20 protein-coding genes are annotated in these 18,391 nt (G+C 45.1%); 2 read left to right on the top strand and 18 right to left on the bottom strand.

Annotated elements, in window-relative coordinates; genetic code table 11:
* Window positions 1-152: 152 nt before the first annotated feature.
* Window positions 153-1,580 (top strand): glutamate--tRNA ligase, encoded by a 1,428-nt coding sequence (gene gltX / locus SJY39_RS26265; protein WP_016767036.1) that lies wholly within the window; start codon window positions 153-155, stop codon window positions 1,578-1,580.
* Window positions 1,581-1,700: 120 nt separating this feature from the next.
* Here gltX and SJY39_RS26260 read toward each other — a convergent pair whose 3' ends face one another.
* The 18 genes from SJY39_RS26260 to SJY39_RS26175 all read right to left on the bottom strand — a co-directional run bounded on the left by SJY39_RS26260 (window position 1,701) and on the right by SJY39_RS26175 (window position 17,887).
* Window positions 1,701-2,165: an Sbal_3080 family lipoprotein gene (locus SJY39_RS26260; RefSeq protein WP_016792919.1), complete on the bottom strand. Its 465-nt coding sequence runs from the start codon at window positions 2,163-2,165 to the stop codon at window positions 1,701-1,703.
* Window positions 2,166-2,173: 8 nt separating this feature from the next.
* Complete coding sequence (locus tag SJY39_RS26255; protein WP_016784747.1) at window positions 2,174-3,397, bottom strand: beta-ketoacyl-ACP synthase; 1,224 nt, start codon at window positions 3,395-3,397, stop codon at window positions 2,174-2,176.
* A complete protein-coding gene (locus SJY39_RS26250; RefSeq protein ID WP_016767037.1) occupies window positions 3,394-4,119 on the bottom strand; it encodes a 3-ketoacyl-ACP reductase FabG2 in 726 nt (241 codons plus the stop codon). The genes SJY39_RS26255 and SJY39_RS26250 overlap by 4 nt, the downstream gene beginning before the upstream one ends.
* Window positions 4,116-4,580: a hotdog family protein gene (locus SJY39_RS26245; RefSeq protein ID WP_010439216.1), complete on the bottom strand. Its 465-nt coding sequence runs from the start codon at window positions 4,578-4,580 to the stop codon at window positions 4,116-4,118. The genes SJY39_RS26250 and SJY39_RS26245 overlap by 4 nt, the downstream gene beginning before the upstream one ends.
* Window positions 4,573-5,772, bottom strand: a complete 1,200-nt coding sequence (locus tag SJY39_RS26240; protein WP_016792920.1) for a beta-ketoacyl-[acyl-carrier-protein] synthase family protein — start codon at window positions 5,770-5,772, stop codon at window positions 4,573-4,575. The genes SJY39_RS26245 and SJY39_RS26240 overlap by 8 nt, the downstream gene beginning before the upstream one ends.
* A 5-nt stretch (window positions 5,773-5,777) precedes the next feature.
* Entirely contained in the window at window positions 5,778-6,401 is a 624-nt protein-coding gene (locus SJY39_RS26235; protein WP_010439222.1) for a DUF3261 domain-containing protein, read from the bottom strand.
* Window positions 6,398-8,770 carry an MMPL family transporter gene (locus SJY39_RS26230; protein ID WP_016788277.1) on the bottom strand — a complete coding sequence of 791 codons (2,373 nt, stop codon included), beginning with the start codon at window positions 8,768-8,770 and terminating at the stop codon, window positions 6,398-6,400. The genes SJY39_RS26235 and SJY39_RS26230 overlap by 4 nt, the downstream gene beginning before the upstream one ends.
* Window positions 8,742-9,440 (bottom strand): outer membrane lipoprotein carrier protein LolA, encoded by a 699-nt coding sequence (locus SJY39_RS26225; protein ID WP_010439226.1) that lies wholly within the window; start codon window positions 9,438-9,440, stop codon window positions 8,742-8,744. The genes SJY39_RS26230 and SJY39_RS26225 overlap by 29 nt, the downstream gene beginning before the upstream one ends.
* Entirely contained in the window at window positions 9,427-9,930 is a 504-nt protein-coding gene (locus tag SJY39_RS26220) for a thioesterase family protein (RefSeq protein WP_010439228.1), read from the bottom strand. Before SJY39_RS26220 ends, SJY39_RS26225 begins: the two co-directional genes overlap by 14 nt.
* A 73-nt stretch (window positions 9,931-10,003) precedes the next feature.
* Window positions 10,004-11,551 carry a histidine ammonia-lyase gene (gene hutH, locus SJY39_RS26215; RefSeq protein ID WP_016785786.1) on the bottom strand — a complete coding sequence of 516 codons (1,548 nt, stop codon included), beginning with the start codon at window positions 11,549-11,551 and terminating at the stop codon, window positions 10,004-10,006.
* Complete coding sequence (locus SJY39_RS26210; RefSeq protein ID WP_016792921.1) at window positions 11,529-13,361, bottom strand: glycosyltransferase; 1,833 nt, start codon at window positions 13,359-13,361, stop codon at window positions 11,529-11,531. The genes hutH and SJY39_RS26210 overlap by 23 nt, the downstream gene beginning before the upstream one ends.
* Complete coding sequence (locus SJY39_RS26205) at window positions 13,354-13,716, bottom strand: 3-hydroxyacyl-ACP dehydratase (protein ID WP_016792922.1); 363 nt, start codon at window positions 13,714-13,716, stop codon at window positions 13,354-13,356. Before SJY39_RS26205 ends, SJY39_RS26210 begins: the two co-directional genes overlap by 8 nt.
* Before the next feature lie 89 nt (window positions 13,717-13,805).
* On the bottom strand, window positions 13,806-15,194 hold the full coding sequence (locus SJY39_RS26200; RefSeq protein WP_016792923.1) for an AMP-binding protein: 1,389 nt from the start codon (window positions 15,192-15,194) through the stop codon (window positions 13,806-13,808).
* Between the two features lie 6 nt (window positions 15,195-15,200).
* Entirely contained in the window at window positions 15,201-15,758 is a 558-nt protein-coding gene (locus SJY39_RS26195; protein WP_010439242.1) for a septation protein IspZ, read from the bottom strand.
* Window positions 15,758-16,015 (bottom strand): acyl carrier protein, encoded by a 258-nt coding sequence (locus SJY39_RS26190; RefSeq protein ID WP_004739745.1) that lies wholly within the window; start codon window positions 16,013-16,015, stop codon window positions 15,758-15,760. The genes SJY39_RS26195 and SJY39_RS26190 overlap by 1 nt, the downstream gene beginning before the upstream one ends.
* Window positions 16,016-16,025: 10 nt before the next feature.
* Window positions 16,026-16,286, bottom strand: coding sequence for a phosphopantetheine-binding protein (locus tag SJY39_RS26185; protein WP_004736154.1), 261 nt, complete (start codon window positions 16,284-16,286; stop codon window positions 16,026-16,028).
* 105 nt (window positions 16,287-16,391) lie between these two features.
* Complete coding sequence (locus SJY39_RS26180) at window positions 16,392-17,162, bottom strand: 1-acyl-sn-glycerol-3-phosphate acyltransferase (RefSeq protein ID WP_016792924.1); 771 nt, start codon at window positions 17,160-17,162, stop codon at window positions 16,392-16,394.
* The gene (locus tag SJY39_RS26175; RefSeq protein ID WP_016784739.1) at window positions 17,159-17,887 is read right to left on the bottom strand and encodes a beta-ketoacyl synthase chain length factor; all 729 of its coding nucleotides are present in this window, start codon (window positions 17,885-17,887) and stop codon (window positions 17,159-17,161) included. Before SJY39_RS26175 ends, SJY39_RS26180 begins: the two co-directional genes overlap by 4 nt.
* A gap of 93 nt (window positions 17,888-17,980) precedes the next feature.
* Here SJY39_RS26175 and SJY39_RS26170 point away from each other — a divergent pair, with 93 nt between their 5' ends.
* Complete coding sequence (locus tag SJY39_RS26170; RefSeq protein WP_010439254.1) at window positions 17,981-18,370, top strand: hypothetical protein; 390 nt, start codon at window positions 17,981-17,983, stop codon at window positions 18,368-18,370.
* Window positions 18,371-18,391 lie beyond the last annotated feature (21 nt).

Raw genomic sequence — 18,391 nt, 5'->3', positions numbered from 1 at the left:
TTCGCACAAGATCCGCGCATTAATCATTCACTACTGATTGTAGATTTAAGCGGTGGTGATAAAATAGCGCCCAAAATTTAGTGATATTTGGCTATTACAGACTTTGTATTAGACCCCACTAAAAGAATCACCTACATAATCAAGGTATTTAAATGACGGTTAAAACTCGTTTTGCTCCTAGCCCAACTGGCTATCTTCACGTTGGTGGTGCACGTACTGCACTTTACTCTTGGCTATTCGCTAAGAACCAAGGTGGTGAATTCGTTCTACGTATCGAAGACACGGACCTTGAGCGTAACTCTCAAGAAGCGGTTGATGCAATTCTAGAAGGCATGCAATGGATGGGTATGGAATGGGATGAAGGTCCTTACTACCAATCTAAGCGTTTTGACCGTTACAACGAAATGGTTGATAAGCTACTTGCTGAAGACAAAGCATTCAAATGTTACGCGTCTAAAGAGCTGCTTGACGAAATTCGTACAGAGCAAGAAGAAAACAAGGAAATGGCTCGTTACGATGCGAACCACCCTAAAATTGTTGCAGCAAACAAAGCAGCAAAAGAAGGTGATGCGTGCGTTATCCGTTTCCGTAATCCTAAAGAAGGCAGCGTAGTATTTGATGACCAAATTCGTGGTCGCATTGAAATTTCTAACAGCCAACTTGATGACCTAATCATTCGTCGTACAGACGGCGCTCCAACTTACAACTTCGTAGTTGTAGTGGATGACTGGGATATGGGTATTACACACGTTGTTCGTGGTGAAGATCACATCAACAACACACCTCGTCAAATCAACATCTACGAAGCACTAGGCGCGCCAGTTCCAACTTTCGCTCACTGTGCAATGATTCTTGGTGATGACGGTGCGAAACTTTCTAAGCGTCACGGTGCTGTTTCTGTAATGCAATACCGCGATGAAGGTTACCTACCAAATGCACTGAACAACTACCTAGTTCGTTTAGGTTGGTCTCACGGTGACCAAGAGATCTTCTCTCAAGAAGAGATGATTGAGTTCTTCAGCCTTAAAGCAATCAGCAAGTCTGCATCTGCATTCAACACTGAAAAGCTACTTTGGTTGAACAACCACTACATCAAGACTTCTGAGCCTGAGTACGTTGCAAAATACCTGCAATGGCACCTAGACGCACAGAAGATCGATACAACAAACGGCCCAGCGATCACTGAAGTGATCAAGCTAGTTGGCGAGCGTTGTAACACGCTTATCGAACTTGCTGAGCAGTCTCGTTACTTCTACGAAGATTTCTCTGAGTTTGAAGCTGGCGCAGCTAAGAAGCACCTACGTGGTGTTGCTAAAGGCCCACTAGAACTTGCTCTTGCTAAGGTTGAAGCACTTGAAGATTTCACTACTGTAAACATCAAAGATGGTGTAATTGCAGCGGTATGTGAAGAGCTAGAGATCGGCATGGGTAAAATCGGTATGCCACTTCGTGTAGCAGTAACAGGCGGTGGCCAGTCTCCTTCTGTTGATGCTGTGATGGAGCTTGTTGGTAAAGAGCGCGTAATCGCTCGTATCAAGATGGCTCTTGAGTTCATCGCTGAGCGTGAAGCTAACGCTTAATTGAGCGATTGCTAGATTTAAAAAAGGGTCAGTAACTTGGTTACTGACCCTTTTTATTTGTCTTGAGCTTCGTCGCTTAGAGCTTTGCCGATTAGAACAGTGTCGATTAGAGTTGAATCGTTATAGCTTGTCGTCAGTAATCAGTTGGGTCGCTTGAGTCGCTGTTTTTTTATCGAACAAGATATCCATCATCGCTTTGATGCGTTCGATATCGTCGCCAAACTTTGATAAATTGCCGCTATTGGGCGCCTTAAATTCTACGTTGCCTACGCGCTGTTGATCTTGATAAGCTGAGATCTTGGCGTCTGCCACAAAGGTTCTGAAATCCCAACTCCAGCGAGATACGTAATCAAGCGTAATATCCTCTGGGTTATGTTCTGAACCGTCTGCAACGACTTTACATTTCACCTGATTGTTCAGGCACCAGTCGAGCATGGAATCGAGGAAAATGCTGCGTGTTTTTACATCTTCTACGATAGTGATATTTTCGACGTTATTTGCTTCAGGAAGTGCATTTCCTGAATACTTCGGGGCACTACAACCTGCGAGCAAAACGACAACAGCAACAACTAACCAGTTTTTCATTATCTATCCTAGATTTTTTTGAAGATGATTGAAGTGTTGATACCGCCAAAGGCAAAGTTATTGCTCATTAGGTATTCAACATTTAATTCACGGCCAGATCCTGTGATGTAATCAAGCTTGCCGCAGCGTTCGTCGATGTTCTCAAGGTTCAATGTTGGGCTGAACCAACCTGAATGCATCATTTCGAGGCTTAACCAAGCTTCAATCGCACCACATGCACCAAGTGTATGACCAAAGTAGCTTTTCAATGAACTGATTGGCACTTCGCCAAAAATGTTCGCCGTAGCGTTACTTTCTGCAATATCGCCTTTTTCAGTGGCGGTACCGTGCGCAGAAACATAACCGATTTTTTCTGCCGGAAGTTGCGCATCTTTCAGAGCTTTTTCCATACAGATTTGCATGGTTTCCATCTGAGGTTGGGTCACATGAGCAGCATCGCAGTTGCTGGCAAAGCCGATGATCTCCGCGTAGATCTTTGCACCACGAGCCACGGCATGTTCATACTCTTCAAGAACAAGCGTGCCGGCACCTTCACCAATAACTAAGCCATCGCGCTCGCTGTCGTAAGGACTAGGGGATTTTTCTGGCGTGTCGTTTTTTAAACTGGTAGCAAAAAGGGTATCGAAAACAGCAGACTCAGTAGGGCATAGCTCTTCACCACCACCGGCAACCATTACGGTTTGGTAGCCGTGTTTGATCGCTTCATAGGCGTAACCAATCGCTTGGCTTCCTGAAGTACAGGCACTGCTGGTGGGAATCACGCGGCCGCGCAGGCCAAAGAACAATCCTACGTTGACCGCTGCGGTGTGTGGCATCATTTGCACGTAAGTTGTTGCGGTGATCGCTCGTGTCGACTTCTCGTTGAGCATTACGCCAAACGCGCCTACAGCATCAGTACTGCCGGTTGAAGACCCGTAGGCAATGCCCGTTTCTCCGTTAGTTAGAACATCATGTCCAATCAACCCTGCTTGCTCTAGTGCATTTTCTGTCGCAACGGTGGCTAGACGCGATACACGGCCCATGCCACGTACTTGCTTACGTTTATAGTGTTTAGGCAGTTGGAAGTCATCAATGGGCGCAGCTAGCTTAGTGTTGAGGCCATCATACTGCTCAAAGCTTGGCATATATTGAGTGGCATTTTCACAGGCTTTTAGTTTTGGTTCGATGTGCTGCCAATCATTACCAAACGCGGTAACACCAGACATGCCAGTTACAACAACGCGGCGGGTCATACTAAGCCTCCATTGACTGAAATCACTTGGCGAGTGACGTAGCCTGCAATATCAGACATTAGGTAGCTGACTAGGCCTGCCACTTCTTCCGGCTCACCCATTCGGCGCAGTGGTACTTGAGGAAGCGCATGATCTTTCACATGCTCATCCACCATACCTGTATCGATCAAACCCGGAGCGACACAGTTTACTGTGATTTTACGTTTCGCTAGCTCTAAAGCCAGAGACTTAGTTGCGCCAATCACGCCCGCTTTTGCTGCTGCATAGTTGGTTTGACCGCGGTTACCCATGATGCCGGATACAGAAGCCAGAGTAACAATTCTACCGCCTTTGCGTTTTTGAACCATAGGCATCACGCACGGGTGAAGAACGTTGTAGAAGCTGTCGAGGTTGGTATGGATAACGCCGTCCCACTCTTCTTCCGTCATGGCTGGAAATGCGGTGTCACGAGTAATACCCGCGTTGTTTACTACACCATAGTAAGCGCCATGCTCGGCAATATCTGACTCAAGAGTTTCGCGACATTCGCTGCGATTGCTGATATCAAATTGGATTAGACGTCCAGCACCACCGAGCTCAGTGATCGACTTTAATGTGTCTTCGGCACCTTGCTTGTCACCCATGTAATGAACGGCGATTTCAAATCCGTCTTTTGCGAGTTGAATAGCGATCGCTTTACCAATGCCTTTGCTGGCACCAGTGACTAAAACCTGACGGGTCATGATGGGCTCCTAGTTTTCATTTCTTGTAATTTTTGTTCAGTTGGCACATAGACATTAAGTTGGCATTGAGCCACCAATTCGCCTTGGTCTTCGACTCGGGCGGTAAACACAGCCATGCCACTGTCTTCCATCAGTTGCTCGGCGTAGATATCAAGGGTCTGACCTTGAGTGAACTCATCACACAGTGACTTGTAACGGCGAGAACCCAGCAAGAAGCCGATCGGGGGAGTAGTGCTGTTTTTTAATGCGTGGTATCCAGACCACGCGGCAACCGACTGCGCCATAAACTCGATACCAACATAAGCGGGTACGGTTTGAGTGTCTGCGTTAAAGAACAGGTTATGTGCTCCAATATCCACTTGGCAGTGAATCGATAACGCCTCTACGCTGATGGCACGATCGATTAATATCATCGGGTCATCATGTGGGAGAAGTTGGTCTACAGAGGGGATATCAGTCATTTACTACACCAAAAATCAGGCTAATGTTGTTGCCACCAAAAGCAAATGAGTTACTTAAGATGTTCTTTACTTTAAGTTTCTGGGCACAGTTTACCAAATCAATCTCAATATCCTCAGCTTTATCCTGACATTTTTGTAAGGGAAGCGGTAAGTCATATTTTAAAATATGCCATGCTATTGCAGCCTCTATCGCACTTGCAGCGCCAAGAGTATGCCCGGTGAGCGGCTTGGTTGAGCTAACGGGAACCTTGTTTGCAAAAATACGATGAATGGCTTTGCTTTCCATCGAGTCATTGAGCGGTGTTGCGGTGCCATGAGCATTGATGTAACCAATGTCATCCGCTTGTAACTGTGCAGAATATAAAGCTTTTCTCATAGCTTGTTCTGCGCCATTTCCTTCAGGGTGGGGCGCTGAAATGTGGTGTGCATCAGAGCTATCACCACAGCCTAATAAAGCAATGCTAGGTATATTCTGGTTTGTATCAGCGACATTCACTTTTGTTTTACTGAGCAACATAAATGCCGCTGCTTCACCGATGTTGATGCCATTTCGAGAGGCACTAAATGGCTGACAATGTGTGGTCGAAAGTGCTTCCAGACCATGAAAGCCATTGAGCGTCAGCTTACACAAGGTGTCTACACCTCCAACCAACACAGCATCAGCCATGCCTGAATCCAACAAGCGTTGAGCGGTCAGAAATACACGGCCACTGGACGAGCAAGCGGTCGAGATTGCGTAGCTTGGCCCTGTTAATGAGCAATATTGACTAACAAACTCAGAGGTATTCCCTAGCTCTTGTTTTGAGTAGTGATAGTGCTCAGGAAACTCACCGTTTACCAATTTATGTTTGAAAGCGGCTTCACCATCAGAAATCCCCGAGGTGCTTGTGCCGATAATCACAGCAATTCTATCTGCGTCAAATTGTGACTTTGCTTGCTCGATAGAATCTTTGATTTGCTCAAGAGCTGATAAAGCTAACTGATTGTTGCGAGTAGCGTATTCGGCAAGGTGCTGAGGGATTTCAGGCAGTTCACCAGTCACCTTACCGATGACAGTCGACTTGCCATCATTCAGCATATCACTGACTTCAACCATATTGGATTTACGTATATCTTTGAGGCAGCCGTGAATGTCAGCAACGCTCGAGCCTAGCGCCGAGTGGAAACCACAATCTTGGATGTAAATAGGCATAGTGTTCAGCTCTTACTTGGGTTATCAGTAATCGTTGAGTTCAACGTTTGTATGGTGATGGTGTAGCCTTGGACCAAATGCTTGAAAACAATGTTTCCAGAGAGCTTCGGTTCATTAGTTTTTGCTTGATACTCGATACGAATAATGGCTCGTTGGCTGCTATCAAACACGGTTCTTGTACTGTTAGAATCGACTATGTGCCAACCTATATTTTGCATAGGCTGAGTCCACGCTTCAACTGGCCATAGAGTCAGCATTAAATTGAATAGCACCTGCTCCGGTTGTGGCAAAGTTGCACCAAGCCCAGACAAAATTTGCGTATCAATCACTTGGTCTTGGTACTGCAGTGACAAAATTCGAGTGCCCCAAGATGAAAAACCAGCTAGCACCACTTTATCTGGTGTCACTTCAACTTGGACAGGAAGTTGTTGAGTTTCGTCTTGCCAGGTTGCGCTAATCAACTGACTTGCCGTAAATGAAAATTCAAGCTCAGAAGGCAAGGGTAAGGTTAATTCGGTATCATTGTCGACAGACACACTTGCGCCAGCCGGCTGCTGAGAAACCATTGAACAGGCAGTGAGTAGAATACCCACTAGTGTGGCGAAGGTTATCTTATATATCTTGCTCATCGAAAAGCCTCTCGAGAGGTTGGTCGTTCTACGTTTTTACTACTGTTGATCGCGAGCGGCGAAAGTAGCCACGCGACAAAGATCCCTGTCAGAACAGTAACACCGAAGCTATGAATGGCATGAGTCTGACTTAGCGACAATAAGCCAAATGAAAGCAACGTTGTGAGACCCGATAGGGTAATCGCTAATAAGGTGCTTAGTGATTTTTTCTGCTCAGCAAAGAACAGGGTATAGTCGATACCAATCCCTAAAATTAGAATGAGTCCAAGCAGGTTAAACAGATTCAGTGTCGAGCCTAAAATGCCCGTGACCGCTAGCCCTGCGACTCCGGCAATCAATGAAGGCAACAGCATTAATAGGCTTTGCTTCACACCGTAGCGCCAACCTAAAACCATTCCAATTGCTGCCAATGCTATCAATAGTAGTTCGGTGATCTTGACTCTATATTCAGCAAAAAGCGACGAGATTTCATCGGCTTTATTAAGGTATTTAACACCTTGTTGCTGAGCAAAGCTTGAATCGAGCCATTGAGAGAACAGTGCTGAGTTTGTAACGTCTTTGATCAAAATGACTGACGCCGCTTGTCCATCGATAGGTTTTAACCAAAGTGGTCGAACAGGTTCTGACACCGGTGATTCTAAAAATCCAGATACTGTGATTGCTTCGAACTTAGGTAATTCTGGAAAGCTAGGCCAACCAAGCGTGTTCTGTAAGATATGGCTTTGCTGGCGATAGAGTTGTTCAACCAATTGATAGTTATCATGCTGGTCTTGTTTACTTAACAACTGCTGATTGATGCTGCGATATCCTGAGATACCTTGGCTATCGATTAAAGAGTCTAAGCTCGCGGTGATTTCCGACAGTTTTTTGAGTAGCTTTTGGTCGCTCTTGGCAGTCACCAAAAGCATACTTTGACCACTGCCTAATCCTGATATCTCAGTAATGGCTTGTTCTTGCTGTTTGAGTTGATTAGGCATCGCTTGAAGTTGACGAATATCGTCGTCGTAGCGAATTTGGCTGAGTGACATCAAGCTAACGACAGTCACTATTAATGGTAAGCCAATTCTAAATTTTTGGTTGCTCCACAGGCTTAACCAAGTATGCCAAAGCTTCGACAAGGGAAGAGGGCGTTCTTGGCTTGGTTTTGCCGCTAAAACCGGATACCAACACACCACACTGGCGTAAGCGGCGAACAGTCCAATCGACGAAAAAAGAGCAAGTTGCTGTAAACCCGGGAAAGGTGCCACCAACAGACCTAGGTAACCAATCAAGCTGGTGATCAGACCCAAGGTGATCGCAACAATAATATGTTTCAAGCCTTTGTCGCTTTGCCACTTGCTTCCTGCTGCCAAGCGATCAGTCAGGTAGTGAAAGGAGTAGTCGATGGATACGCCAATCAAGCTGGCACCGAACACCAAACTAAACAGGTGAACCTTGCCGAAGATAGCGACGGTACTTGCCAGCGCGACCAATAAGCCGCTACTGATTGAAAGTAAGGATAAGGCAAGTGGGAGGGCGCTACGAAATGTTAGCCACACCAATAAAATTACACCTACCAATGAGCCCAAACCAATGGTGCTGATTTCTGATTTCGCACTTTCGGTACCGTAATTGGCGTAGAACACCACACCGGTATGCTGCACTTTGACACCAAACTGCTTTTCGATCTGGCGCTCAATTGAATCAAGATCTGGAAGCTGCTCTTGAATCGCTAAACTATAAGGCGAACCTGCCAGAGTCGCAGTCACCAAAATATGAGTTTGCTCATTAGACTGGACTGTGAGGTAGCCTTCTTTCAGAACAAAGTTGCTTGATTGAACGCCAACTGCACTGATGTAGTCGCGAAATAGCAGAAATGGGTCGAGAGATAGCTCTGCTGCAGTGACGCCTGAGAACGGATTGTACAGAGATTGAATGACATATTGAGCTCGCGAATCCGGCGAGTAGGTCAGCGTCTCTTTTTGTTGTTGGGTTAGAAGTTGAGCTCGGTGACGAAAATAGAAATCGCTCCACTGGCTTTGAGTGCTGGCGTTGATTTTGCCTTGAACTTGCTTAAACAGAGTTGGCTGATTTGAGAAAGCTCTTTGGTTAAGTTTTTTTTCAAAAGCGTCAGTCGCTGTCATAGCCTGTTCGACGTCGGAGGCACTTATGATAAACACCACTTGCTCACTCATCGAGCTAGATATTTGCTGAAAGGCTTGCTCTACCATGGGGTCTTGCTGGTTTTCTGGCAGCAATTTCATGATGTTGCTTTCAATGGGTACTGACGAAGAAAAAGCGAATTGTTTGATCAACAATCCGCTAAATAGCATTACGACAACAAGCCAAGCAAGGGCTAGGCTAGAATTGGAATTGTTGCGCTTCAGCATCTGATAATACTTCCGGTAGATGGCTTAACTGGCTAAATTCGATCACTGTGCTATCTCCACGAATTTCCTTTAGCTCAATGCGCTCAATATCATTGTGTCCTTGCAGCGTGATGGCTTCAAACACCGCATTCATTGGAGAACTTTTTGGTATTAGAGTGAGTGTCCATGACGCACTCTCTGTGCTTTTATTTGCACTTTCATCTGAGCTTGGCTCGTTCGCTGGTTCAAATGACAGAGAGAATTGTTCTTGAAGTTTTTGCGTATCGCCGTGGAATACTGACAAGAAGATATGGCTGAAATAAAATGCCATTGGGTTTTCTTTGTCAGTAATTATCTTAGCAGGTTGATCAGCAAACCTTTGACTCAGTTTGTTATCTGTGAGCACTAGGCTCACAGGAAACGGGGTTGCTTGCGTCCAAAGTAAACCACTCGACTTATCTAATAAAAACGTTCCTTGTGACGTCAGAGGTTGGGCAAACATTTCCATATTGCGTGTTTGAGTAAACTCGCCACGGACAATACTATTTGCGCTCAACACCGTTTTCAGTTCTGAAATAGAAGTTACGCTAGTTGTGTTCTCATTAGCGGTAGTAAGGCCACTTACCATCACAGAAGCAAGCCCTAGCAGCGCGATGCTAATGTGTTTGCGACTGCGTTTAAACAGACTCATGTTTCACCTGTTGGTTGTTAGAGGCTTGAGATTTATGTTCAGCAGCTAGAGGTAAGCAACCGAATTGGTGCCAATGCTTAACTTTATCGGTAAATATTTTCGGCGAAGCAAAACACATCTCTTGCTCTTCAATGGTTACCGCAACTTGCATGGTATGAGCGCGTGTCATACGAGCACCTGTGTTGGCATCGTGAATTTCGTAGTCAACACGCAAGCGGTTTTCCCATTCAGTTAACTTAGCGGATACCTTGATCTGATGATTAAACGGTATCGCTTTGATGTACTTTACACGCGTGTCGATGATCGGCCACATGTAGCCTGAATCCTTCATCTCATGATAGTTGTACTCAATCTTATCCATCATGATGCGCCTTACTTCTTCAAAAAATCGGAAGTAATTACCGTGATAGATCACGCCCATTGGATCGGCATCTTGGAATGAGGTTACTAAAGTAACCTCAGATTGTAATGGATGAAGGATTTCAGACATAAATCGCTCTCAACAATATTGCGTAAAGGGGTAGCTACTTTATGAGGTTAGCTACTTTATGAAGTTAACCACTCTATGAGTAAAGTGACCAATACTGACTTTGAATACGAGAAATAAAGTGGCGTAGATTGCCTTCAAGCGGACGATCCTCGACAATAAACTCAAACTCTTTGAGTACTTCGTCGCGAATGTGCTTCAGATTTTCACTCATGTGGTGCTCATCAAGCTCATTGTGGCGCTTACGAAGTTCAAGCGCTTGTGTACCCGCGAGAAGTGATGCTGCCGCTACTTGTTCAGTCAGTTCTAGAACACGTAGGCAATCACGAGCCGCTATGGTGCCCATGCTGACTTTGTCTTGGTTATGGCACTCGGTTGAACGAGAGAACACGCTTGCTGGCATGGTGTGTTTCAATGCCTCTGCTGTCCAAGCTGAAACGCCAATCTGTACTGCTTTGAAGCCGTGGTTAATCGGCTTACGTTCGCCTTCTGCACCGGTTAGGTTAAATGGTAAGCCGTTGTTGAACTTGTAATCCATCAACTGCGCCATTTGGCGATCAAGTAGGTCAGCAAGGTTGGCTACTGCTGTTTTTAGCGTATCCATTGCCATTGCGATATGACCACCGTAAAAGTGTCCACCATGCAGTACGCGCTCATTATCACCATCGATAATTGGGTTGTCGTTGGCGCTGTTTAGCTCGTTCTCGATCATTTGGCGAAGCCAAGGTAGGGAGTCTTGAACGACACCGATAACGTGTGGAGCACAACGCAATGAGTAACGATCTTGCAGACGGTCACTGTTGCGAGGTGGGCGTTCTGCTTGAAGGTCGTCGCGTAACCACGCTGCAATTTGTTGTTGACCAGGGTGAGGTTTCACTGCGAACAAGGCTTCATCGAAGTGGAAGTCATTTCCTTGCATACCCACAGATACCATCGCCGTTATCTTAGTCGATAGTTGTGCTAGGTATTCCGCGCGTTTGTAGGCGATACAAGCCAAAGCTGTCATTACTGACGTGCCATTCATCAAAGCTAAGCCTTCTTTTGGCTTAAGCTTGATAGGGTTAATGCCTAATTCTTTGTAGACGTCACTGGTCGGGCGAACTTCGCCTTTATAGATAACATCGCGCTCACCAATCAGTGCTGCCGCTAAGTAAGACAACGGCGTTAAATCACCACTGGCCCCAACCGATCCTTCTTGAGGAATACGTGGTGAGATATCTTGGTTAATCAGAGTAACGATCTGGTTGAGCAGATCGTGAGTCACACCAGATACACCTTGTGACAATGAACACAGGCGCGTTGCTAATACTGCACGAGATTGTTCGTGAGACAATATTTCGCCTAAACCACAGCCATGAAAGCGCGTTAGATGCAGTGGGAGTTCGTCGACTAGGTTTGGCGGAATCGCAACGGTACATGAATCTCCGTAACCGGTTGTCACGCCATAAATCACGCCTTCTTCTTTCAACAGACGTTCTAAGAAAGCGACACCACGGTCGATCTTAGATGTGAAGGCTTCACTTGAGTTCATCGAAGCTTTTGCGCCTTGTGAGATAGCTACAACATCCTCAATTGTGAGGCGTTCGGCACCAAAAGTGATGCTATTTGGATTCTTTTTCGTCATGGTGCTGGTTGCTCAATGTCCAAAAATTAAAAAAGTTATACCACTGAAGCGGTGCTTTCAGTGTGTAGTGCTGAAGTCGATCTGCGTATTTTTGCACGACTTGCTGTAAAGATTGTTCGCGTGTCTTTCTTGGCAGCTCGATCTTGTCGCTGAAATGCTCGAAATAAACATTAAAGTGCGGCTTAGGTTGTGAGTCGTCACGCAGCCCAAATAATAAAAATACCGGCGCTTTGAGAACAGAGGCTAACATAAATGGTCCTTGAGGGAAGGGAGCTTCCTTACCCAAGAACTCTGCCCATACTGAACGGCTCTCTTTGCTGGTGGAGGTTCTATCGCCAACAATCACAATCCATTCGCCTTGTTCTAGTTTCTGCTGCAACAAGATAGCGGTATCTGGCCCCATTGAGGTCACTTGGATTAGGTTTAAATCAGACTGCGGATTGACTGCTTTCATTACCGAATTAAAACGCTCAGCGTGTTCGGTGAAAACCAGCGCATTGATTTTGATGTTCGAGTGTCTGCGACCCAAAGCTCGGCACAGTTCGATATTACCAAGGTGAGAACCCAGAATCACGACACCTTGTTGGTTGGCTACCATGCTCTCGAATTGCTCTTGACCATGTATGGTGAGGTTATCTACCGAGAAATCGCCTTTCCATGCCGCTAACTTGTCTAGCATCGTATGACCAAAAGAAAGCAGATGGTTATAGCTGGTTAATTCAGTGGGTAACTCAATATTCTGTTGTTCAGCGTAGGTTTTCAGTTGAAATAGATACTGTTCTGAGGCGTTTCGTGCACGTTTTCCCGTTAGATGGTAGTAACCCATCACACCGCGTAAAATCAGATTGAATACGCCTCTGCCTAACAAGGTATAAACGGCCAATAACAGTTTGATTCCCAGCACAGTGCCGCGCTCTTGAGTTCGCGACCAATGGGGTTGTTCTGAACCCATTTGTTCGGAATTTACCTGTCTTGAATCTGCCGAGGAACCTTGGCTATTTTCAGCCGATAAATTGTTCGCTGAGTCCGACTTGAAATGACGAGTAATCAGTTTTGGCGCTCTTGGCAGCATGCCGAAGAACAGTCTTGTGTGCATCCAGCTGATTTTTACGTTATCCCACAGAGCGTCGAAATGAGAAACACCATTTTCAGGATAAATAACTCGTGTCTCAATAAAGTCGATGTCGCAACCTTCCCAGTAAAGGCGAACCAGAATCTCAATATCGAAGTCCATTCGAGACCCAACGTCGTATTTGCTGAGCACTGCCCGTGTTTGGTTGATAGGGTACGCTCGAAAGCCGCACATGCTGTCTTTAATTGATAACGAAAGGGTTTCTATCCATACCCAGATATGTGTCGCGTAGCGTCCGTATAGCCTTGCCTTAGGAACGCTCTCGTCATAAACAGGTTGACCTGATATCAAGCGCTGAGGTTTGTCTTGCGAAGCCTGGATTAATGCGGGTAGCGCTTCAAGGTCGTGTTGCCCATCAGCATCAATTTGAATAGCGTGGCTAAAACCGAGATCTTGCGCTCGCTTGATACCCGCTTTTACTGCGCCACCTTTGCCTTGGTTCTGCTCAAGTGTCACCAGAGTTACGTTTGGATTATCAGCAAGGGGAGTCAAAAACTGTTTGGTCGCGAGTTCACTGCCATCATCAACAATAATGATCGGAAGTTTGAAATTAAGAAGTGACGACACCACAGCAGGCATGGTTGCGCCATGGTTAAAGCACGGGATAAGGAAGCAAGCCTTGTAGCTGCTTTCTTTTAGAGTTTGTTGAGAAACAGCCTCGATGGGAGCGCTATTCACTTTTCTCTCCCAGCTTCATTTTGCCTGAAGAGTGGGTCTGTTCGCCATTGTTCGAGGTGTAGCTAAAGCTCAATTTGTCTTTGTCAGCATCCCACTTGAGTGACAGCTGGATTGTTGCATCAGGCAGGATAGGCTCTTGGAACTTGATGACTTCCATGCCTTTAAAGTAACCAGGGACATTCAGCTCTTGAACGGCGTAGTGAAGTGCCCAATCAATCTGTGTAACACCCGGAAGAATAGGGAAGCTCTTGAAGTGCCCCTTAAAATCGGTGATGTCTCCAGTAACATGAAGTGTCAAAGTCGATTCTTTCTCTACAGTGTCAACAGCAATGATGTTTGGTTTTCTCTTATCCATAGCGCGTGCTTAGAATCCTTGGGCTGAAAATGGGTGTTGTGACAAAAATATAAAAAGATGATCTCAGTGTAAAATACGATCAGCGGTTTCTATGATTTTATTAGCTGTTCGATATGAGAGGTTAGTCGCTTACCTTGGCTGTTGAGAGGAATCTCATCAACAATACGGTACTTTCTTGGGATAGCGATTGGCTCTAACCATTTTCTAAGTTCTGAACGCAGCATCAACCAGAATTTACCTTTACTCATGGTTGAGAGAGTTGCTTGGCCTTCGTCTGATAATACCAAAACAGAGGCTAAGATTAATCGTTCAGGCTCCTCAAATGGAATCACCACGCATTCGCTTATCCAAGGCAGTTGCTCCAGTCGTTTCTCCACTTCAACCAGTGATACTCGTTTTTCTTCTATCTTGATCACTCGGTCGGTTCGGCCCTTCAATATGAATTGATTCTCCGAGACCATTTCACATTCATCAGCGGTTTGGTACCAGTTATTGTTATCGATGTAGGGCGACAATAACTTAATGCAATTCTCACTGTTGAGACTTGCCTCAATACAGTCAAAAAGCTGCCAAGGGATTTGAGCGCTCTCTTGCTGACGAAATGCGATACCACCTGTTTCTGTGCTACCAAAGACTTCAATCGGTAAATGACCAAGTAGATCTTGTGACTGGTGAGCCGACTCGGTAGGCAATGGACCACCCGAAGAGAAGATTCCTGCAAGCTGTACCTTGTTGGTCTCATGCTTTAATCGCTTCAGTAGAGCAGGGCTGCTGATCAGAACGCAGTTTTTATTGGCGTGAGACAATATCTGTTCTGGGTACTCGAGGTTGTTTCGAGCAAATGGAACACCAGAGCATAGTGGCCATAAGATTCGAAACAATAAGCCATAGATATGTTGATGCGAAACGGTGCTTTGGATTCGGTTTCCCTTGAGTAGTTCGCCCCAGTTTTTATCTAGCTGAGCAGTTTCTATATCTAGGTGTTCCAGTGTTTTATTGATTGCCTTCGGCGTGCCGCTTGAACCTGAAGTAAATAGGGTCAATTGGATTGCTGCTAACTCAATGGCGGGAAGATTATCGGTTAGAGGCTTTTGTGACTCGGTGTTTGAGCTTAACAGCGTTTGGACATTGCGAACGTCACTAACCTCTACTTCGCCAATCGAATCATCAACTAACAGGCAGTCAAAATGTTCACTTAACTCGGCAAGCGCACAAGGTTGATAGTTGCCGGGCAAGATGATGTGTTTTTTGTTGACTGCACATGCCAAAAAGGCCAACGAAAATAGGTAGCTGTCTTGGGTACAAATCGCGACTCGTTGAACAGGGAATGGAGATAAAAGGTGTACGAGTTGAGATAAGTCGTCGTTAAATGTTTGCCATGTAATCTCGCAATTGTCGTCAAAGCAAACAATAGAGTCAGGCGATCTATTTTGACTGAGAAGATCAGACAACGAAACATAGGTTACAGTTTGGGTCATAACAATTTAACTCTGGCGAATGCGCTGTCTAACTACCCACTCACCCGCAAAGAGTAACCCGGCAAACAAATAGCTGAGTAGGCCATTGTATAAGGTCCATATTTCAAGCGGTTGGAAGCAAGTGTAAAGTGCGATTGAGCCATTAATAACGAAGAACAGGCACCAAACTTTGGTGACTTTTCGTGTGTAATCAACGCCACTTTGCGGAAGTTCAGGTTCTTGGATGCGAGCAAGGCGTTCGATAATTGTTTGAGGTTGCCATAGGCTTGTAGCAAATACAGCCAACATACAAACGTTAACGATAACGGGATAGTAGGTTAACCAACCATGTTGCTTGAACGTTAACCCTAATACCAACAGAACAATTCCGGCACTTCCACTGATCCAAGCTAAGTGTTTTAGCTCTTTGATTTTAGCCTGACCACCAGTGAAAATGCGTACAGTAAAGATAACGGCCAGAACAATGCCAACGGTTTGTAGACCAAACTTGTTGAGCCCAAAGTAAACCGCTATTGGATAAGTGAAAAGTATGATTGCCGACAATAAAGTCAGCAGAGGACGCATTATGCGTCCTTCAATAGTTCAACCACAGACTCTACAACGTCATTAACGGTGCGTACTGCTTTGAACTCTTCAGGTTTGATCTTTTTACCCGTTACGTTTTGTAGATGTACGACTAGATCAACGGCATCAATGCTGTCTAGGTCAAGATCGAGATAAAGGTGAGCTTCAGGAGTGATATCTTCAGCATCAAGCTCAAACAGCTCAATCAGCGCATCTTTAACCTGGTTGTATACTTCTTGTTGGTTAGCTTGTGTCATAAAGATCTGTCTAGTTGTTCGTTTGAGATGAGATGTAATTAGCTAGGTTTTCAACCGAAGCAAAGTGCTGGCGAGTGTTTGAATCGTCGGCATCGATAACAATGTTATATTTTTTCTTGATAGCAAGACCAAGCTCAAGGGCGTCGATAGAATCCAGTCCAAGTCCATCGCCAAATAGTGGAGCCTCTGTTTCAATTTCATCAATGCTCATATCTTCAAGGTTCAGTGCGTCGATGATCAGTTGTTTTAATTCGTTGTGTAATGTTTCCACTTTGGCCTACTTAGTGCTTTATCTGAAATACTGCTTCAAGGGGGCGATTCTACATTATGCGTTGTATTTTCGAAATGCTGATATCGCCGTCGTTTTATTGAAGAGCTAAATACTTTCTTCGGAAGGGAAAATACTTTGTGCAAGATGATGGTTAAGGCGTCTTGCTGCCGAAGTTAAGTTGTTCGAATTCTCAATAAATGGTGCGACTTCTATTTTACCTTTCACCGTGACATGAAAAAAGGGTTTCGTAGCAGGAACTTGATACCATTTTTTCTCTTTCGTTAAGAATGTCGGAGAAACCGTAATGTGAATCACGCGTAAATCGGTTTGCGTTCGAGTGGCTATTTGTGCTGCACCACGTTGTAATGATGGTTCAATTCCTGGCGTTGTGCGAGTTCCTTCAGGAAAAACAAGCAACACGTTGCCACGTGAAAAACGTTCTTCACAGCGCTCTAAAAGGTCGTCAGGTGCTTGGTTAGGTATGTATCCCGCCGCTTTGACGATCCTTTTCATAAAAGGGTTTTCCCATATTGCAGCCTTAACGAGGCAATCGCATTGCGGCCGTTGAGAGGCGATCAGCACGTAGTCAATCAAACTTGGGTGATTGGCGATGATGATGCAGTTGCGATCTTCACGGAGCAGTTCGGCGCCATCAATTCGATAGTCAATAGCGCCAGTGAACTTCATTATTTGGCAAAAAGCATTGAATGAAAAGCGAATCAGTCGTTGAGCTTTAAGCTCTTTTTTAATGGTGTTAGATGTGGTGAGTGCGATCGACGGCAAGATCAAGAAGCTGAGAACTAAGCCTCCTAGACCAAAGATGGAGAAGCAAAGCCCTGTCGCGAATACTCGCCAATATTGATCGACCTTACTCATTCTTGAGTTCCAGTTTTTACGTTGTTGACCCACGACCAAGCTTGGTGCTTGCCTGCAATCGTCCAACGTTGGGTATCCAAAAGGATATGTTGTAGCGCTTGAAGGCCTTGTGGCAACTCGGATACTGATTGACTTGTTTCTACTGCTCTATAAATAGAGTAGTCATCGCCCGCAGTGAGAATTAAACCTAACGCGTAATCTGCGTAGTTTTGCGTCTCATATTCCTGGTAGAGCTCTGGCAGAGGTTGGTCGAAATCAATGACTAAAACACGGTGCGATGGATGTTGGTAGAGGTAAAGGTACGCCTCAATCAATGCATTATGGAAGGTGTCTTGTCCGGCCGCTATTGAGGTCAGTGGAATTGGTGCTTTCGCGGCAATCGTTGTGAGACCAGCAGCCGTGTTGTGTACTGATTGCGAGAATGCCATTGGCGAGGCATCATCACCTTCTAATATAGATTGAATTAAGATGGCGGTTCGGTGCAGTTCACCATGCCGACTGGCAAACACTAGGTAATCAATCGAGGTGTCTTTTAACAGAACCAATGCGGTTTGGACAGCAAGCTTGCTTTGTACGCTCATTCGGCGGCGCATCATTGGCGGGATGGCTTTAAATTCAGCTGTACCATTGTCTGGCCAAGCTAAATTAGCGCTCCATGTTTGCCATTCGGCATCAGAATTAAGACCGGCCGCATTTGCAGACCATTTCTCAATATTAAACGACATTAATTTGGATTGATTTGACATAGAGTATTGATTTGCTTTGGGTCTAACTAAATACTATGCGCGCTTATAAATAAACACAGGTAAGGGATTTAAATGAAATTATTAAAAATAGCCGTTTCAATATTGTTCATATTCGTTCTTGCAGGCTGCGGACGTGTACAGCCAGTAATGAATGTTGAGGATACTCCAGTTGCACTGAATCTTCAAAGTAAACAGGTGAAATCAGCTATTTATGAATCAGCTGAGAACCGAGGTTGGTTGGTTTCAGAGATAAAGCCTGGCTTGATCCGTGCAGAGCTGTATGTTCGCTCACACCATGCTGTGGTTGAAATTCCTTATAGTGACAAATTTTACTCTATTCTTTACGTTGAATCAGAGAATTTGAAGTATGACGATGGTGAAATACACCGTAATTACAACCGTTGGGTTAATAACTTAAACGTTGATATTAAACGTAAGCTTGCACAAATGGCAGCTGAGTAATCCTCTATTATTTAAAGTTAG

The organism is Vibrio sp. R78045, from assembly GCF_042466085.1.
Taxonomy (GTDB): domain Bacteria; phylum Pseudomonadota; class Gammaproteobacteria; order Enterobacterales; family Vibrionaceae; genus Vibrio; species Vibrio cyclitrophicus.
This window is presented reverse-complemented; position numbering and strand designations above follow the sequence as displayed.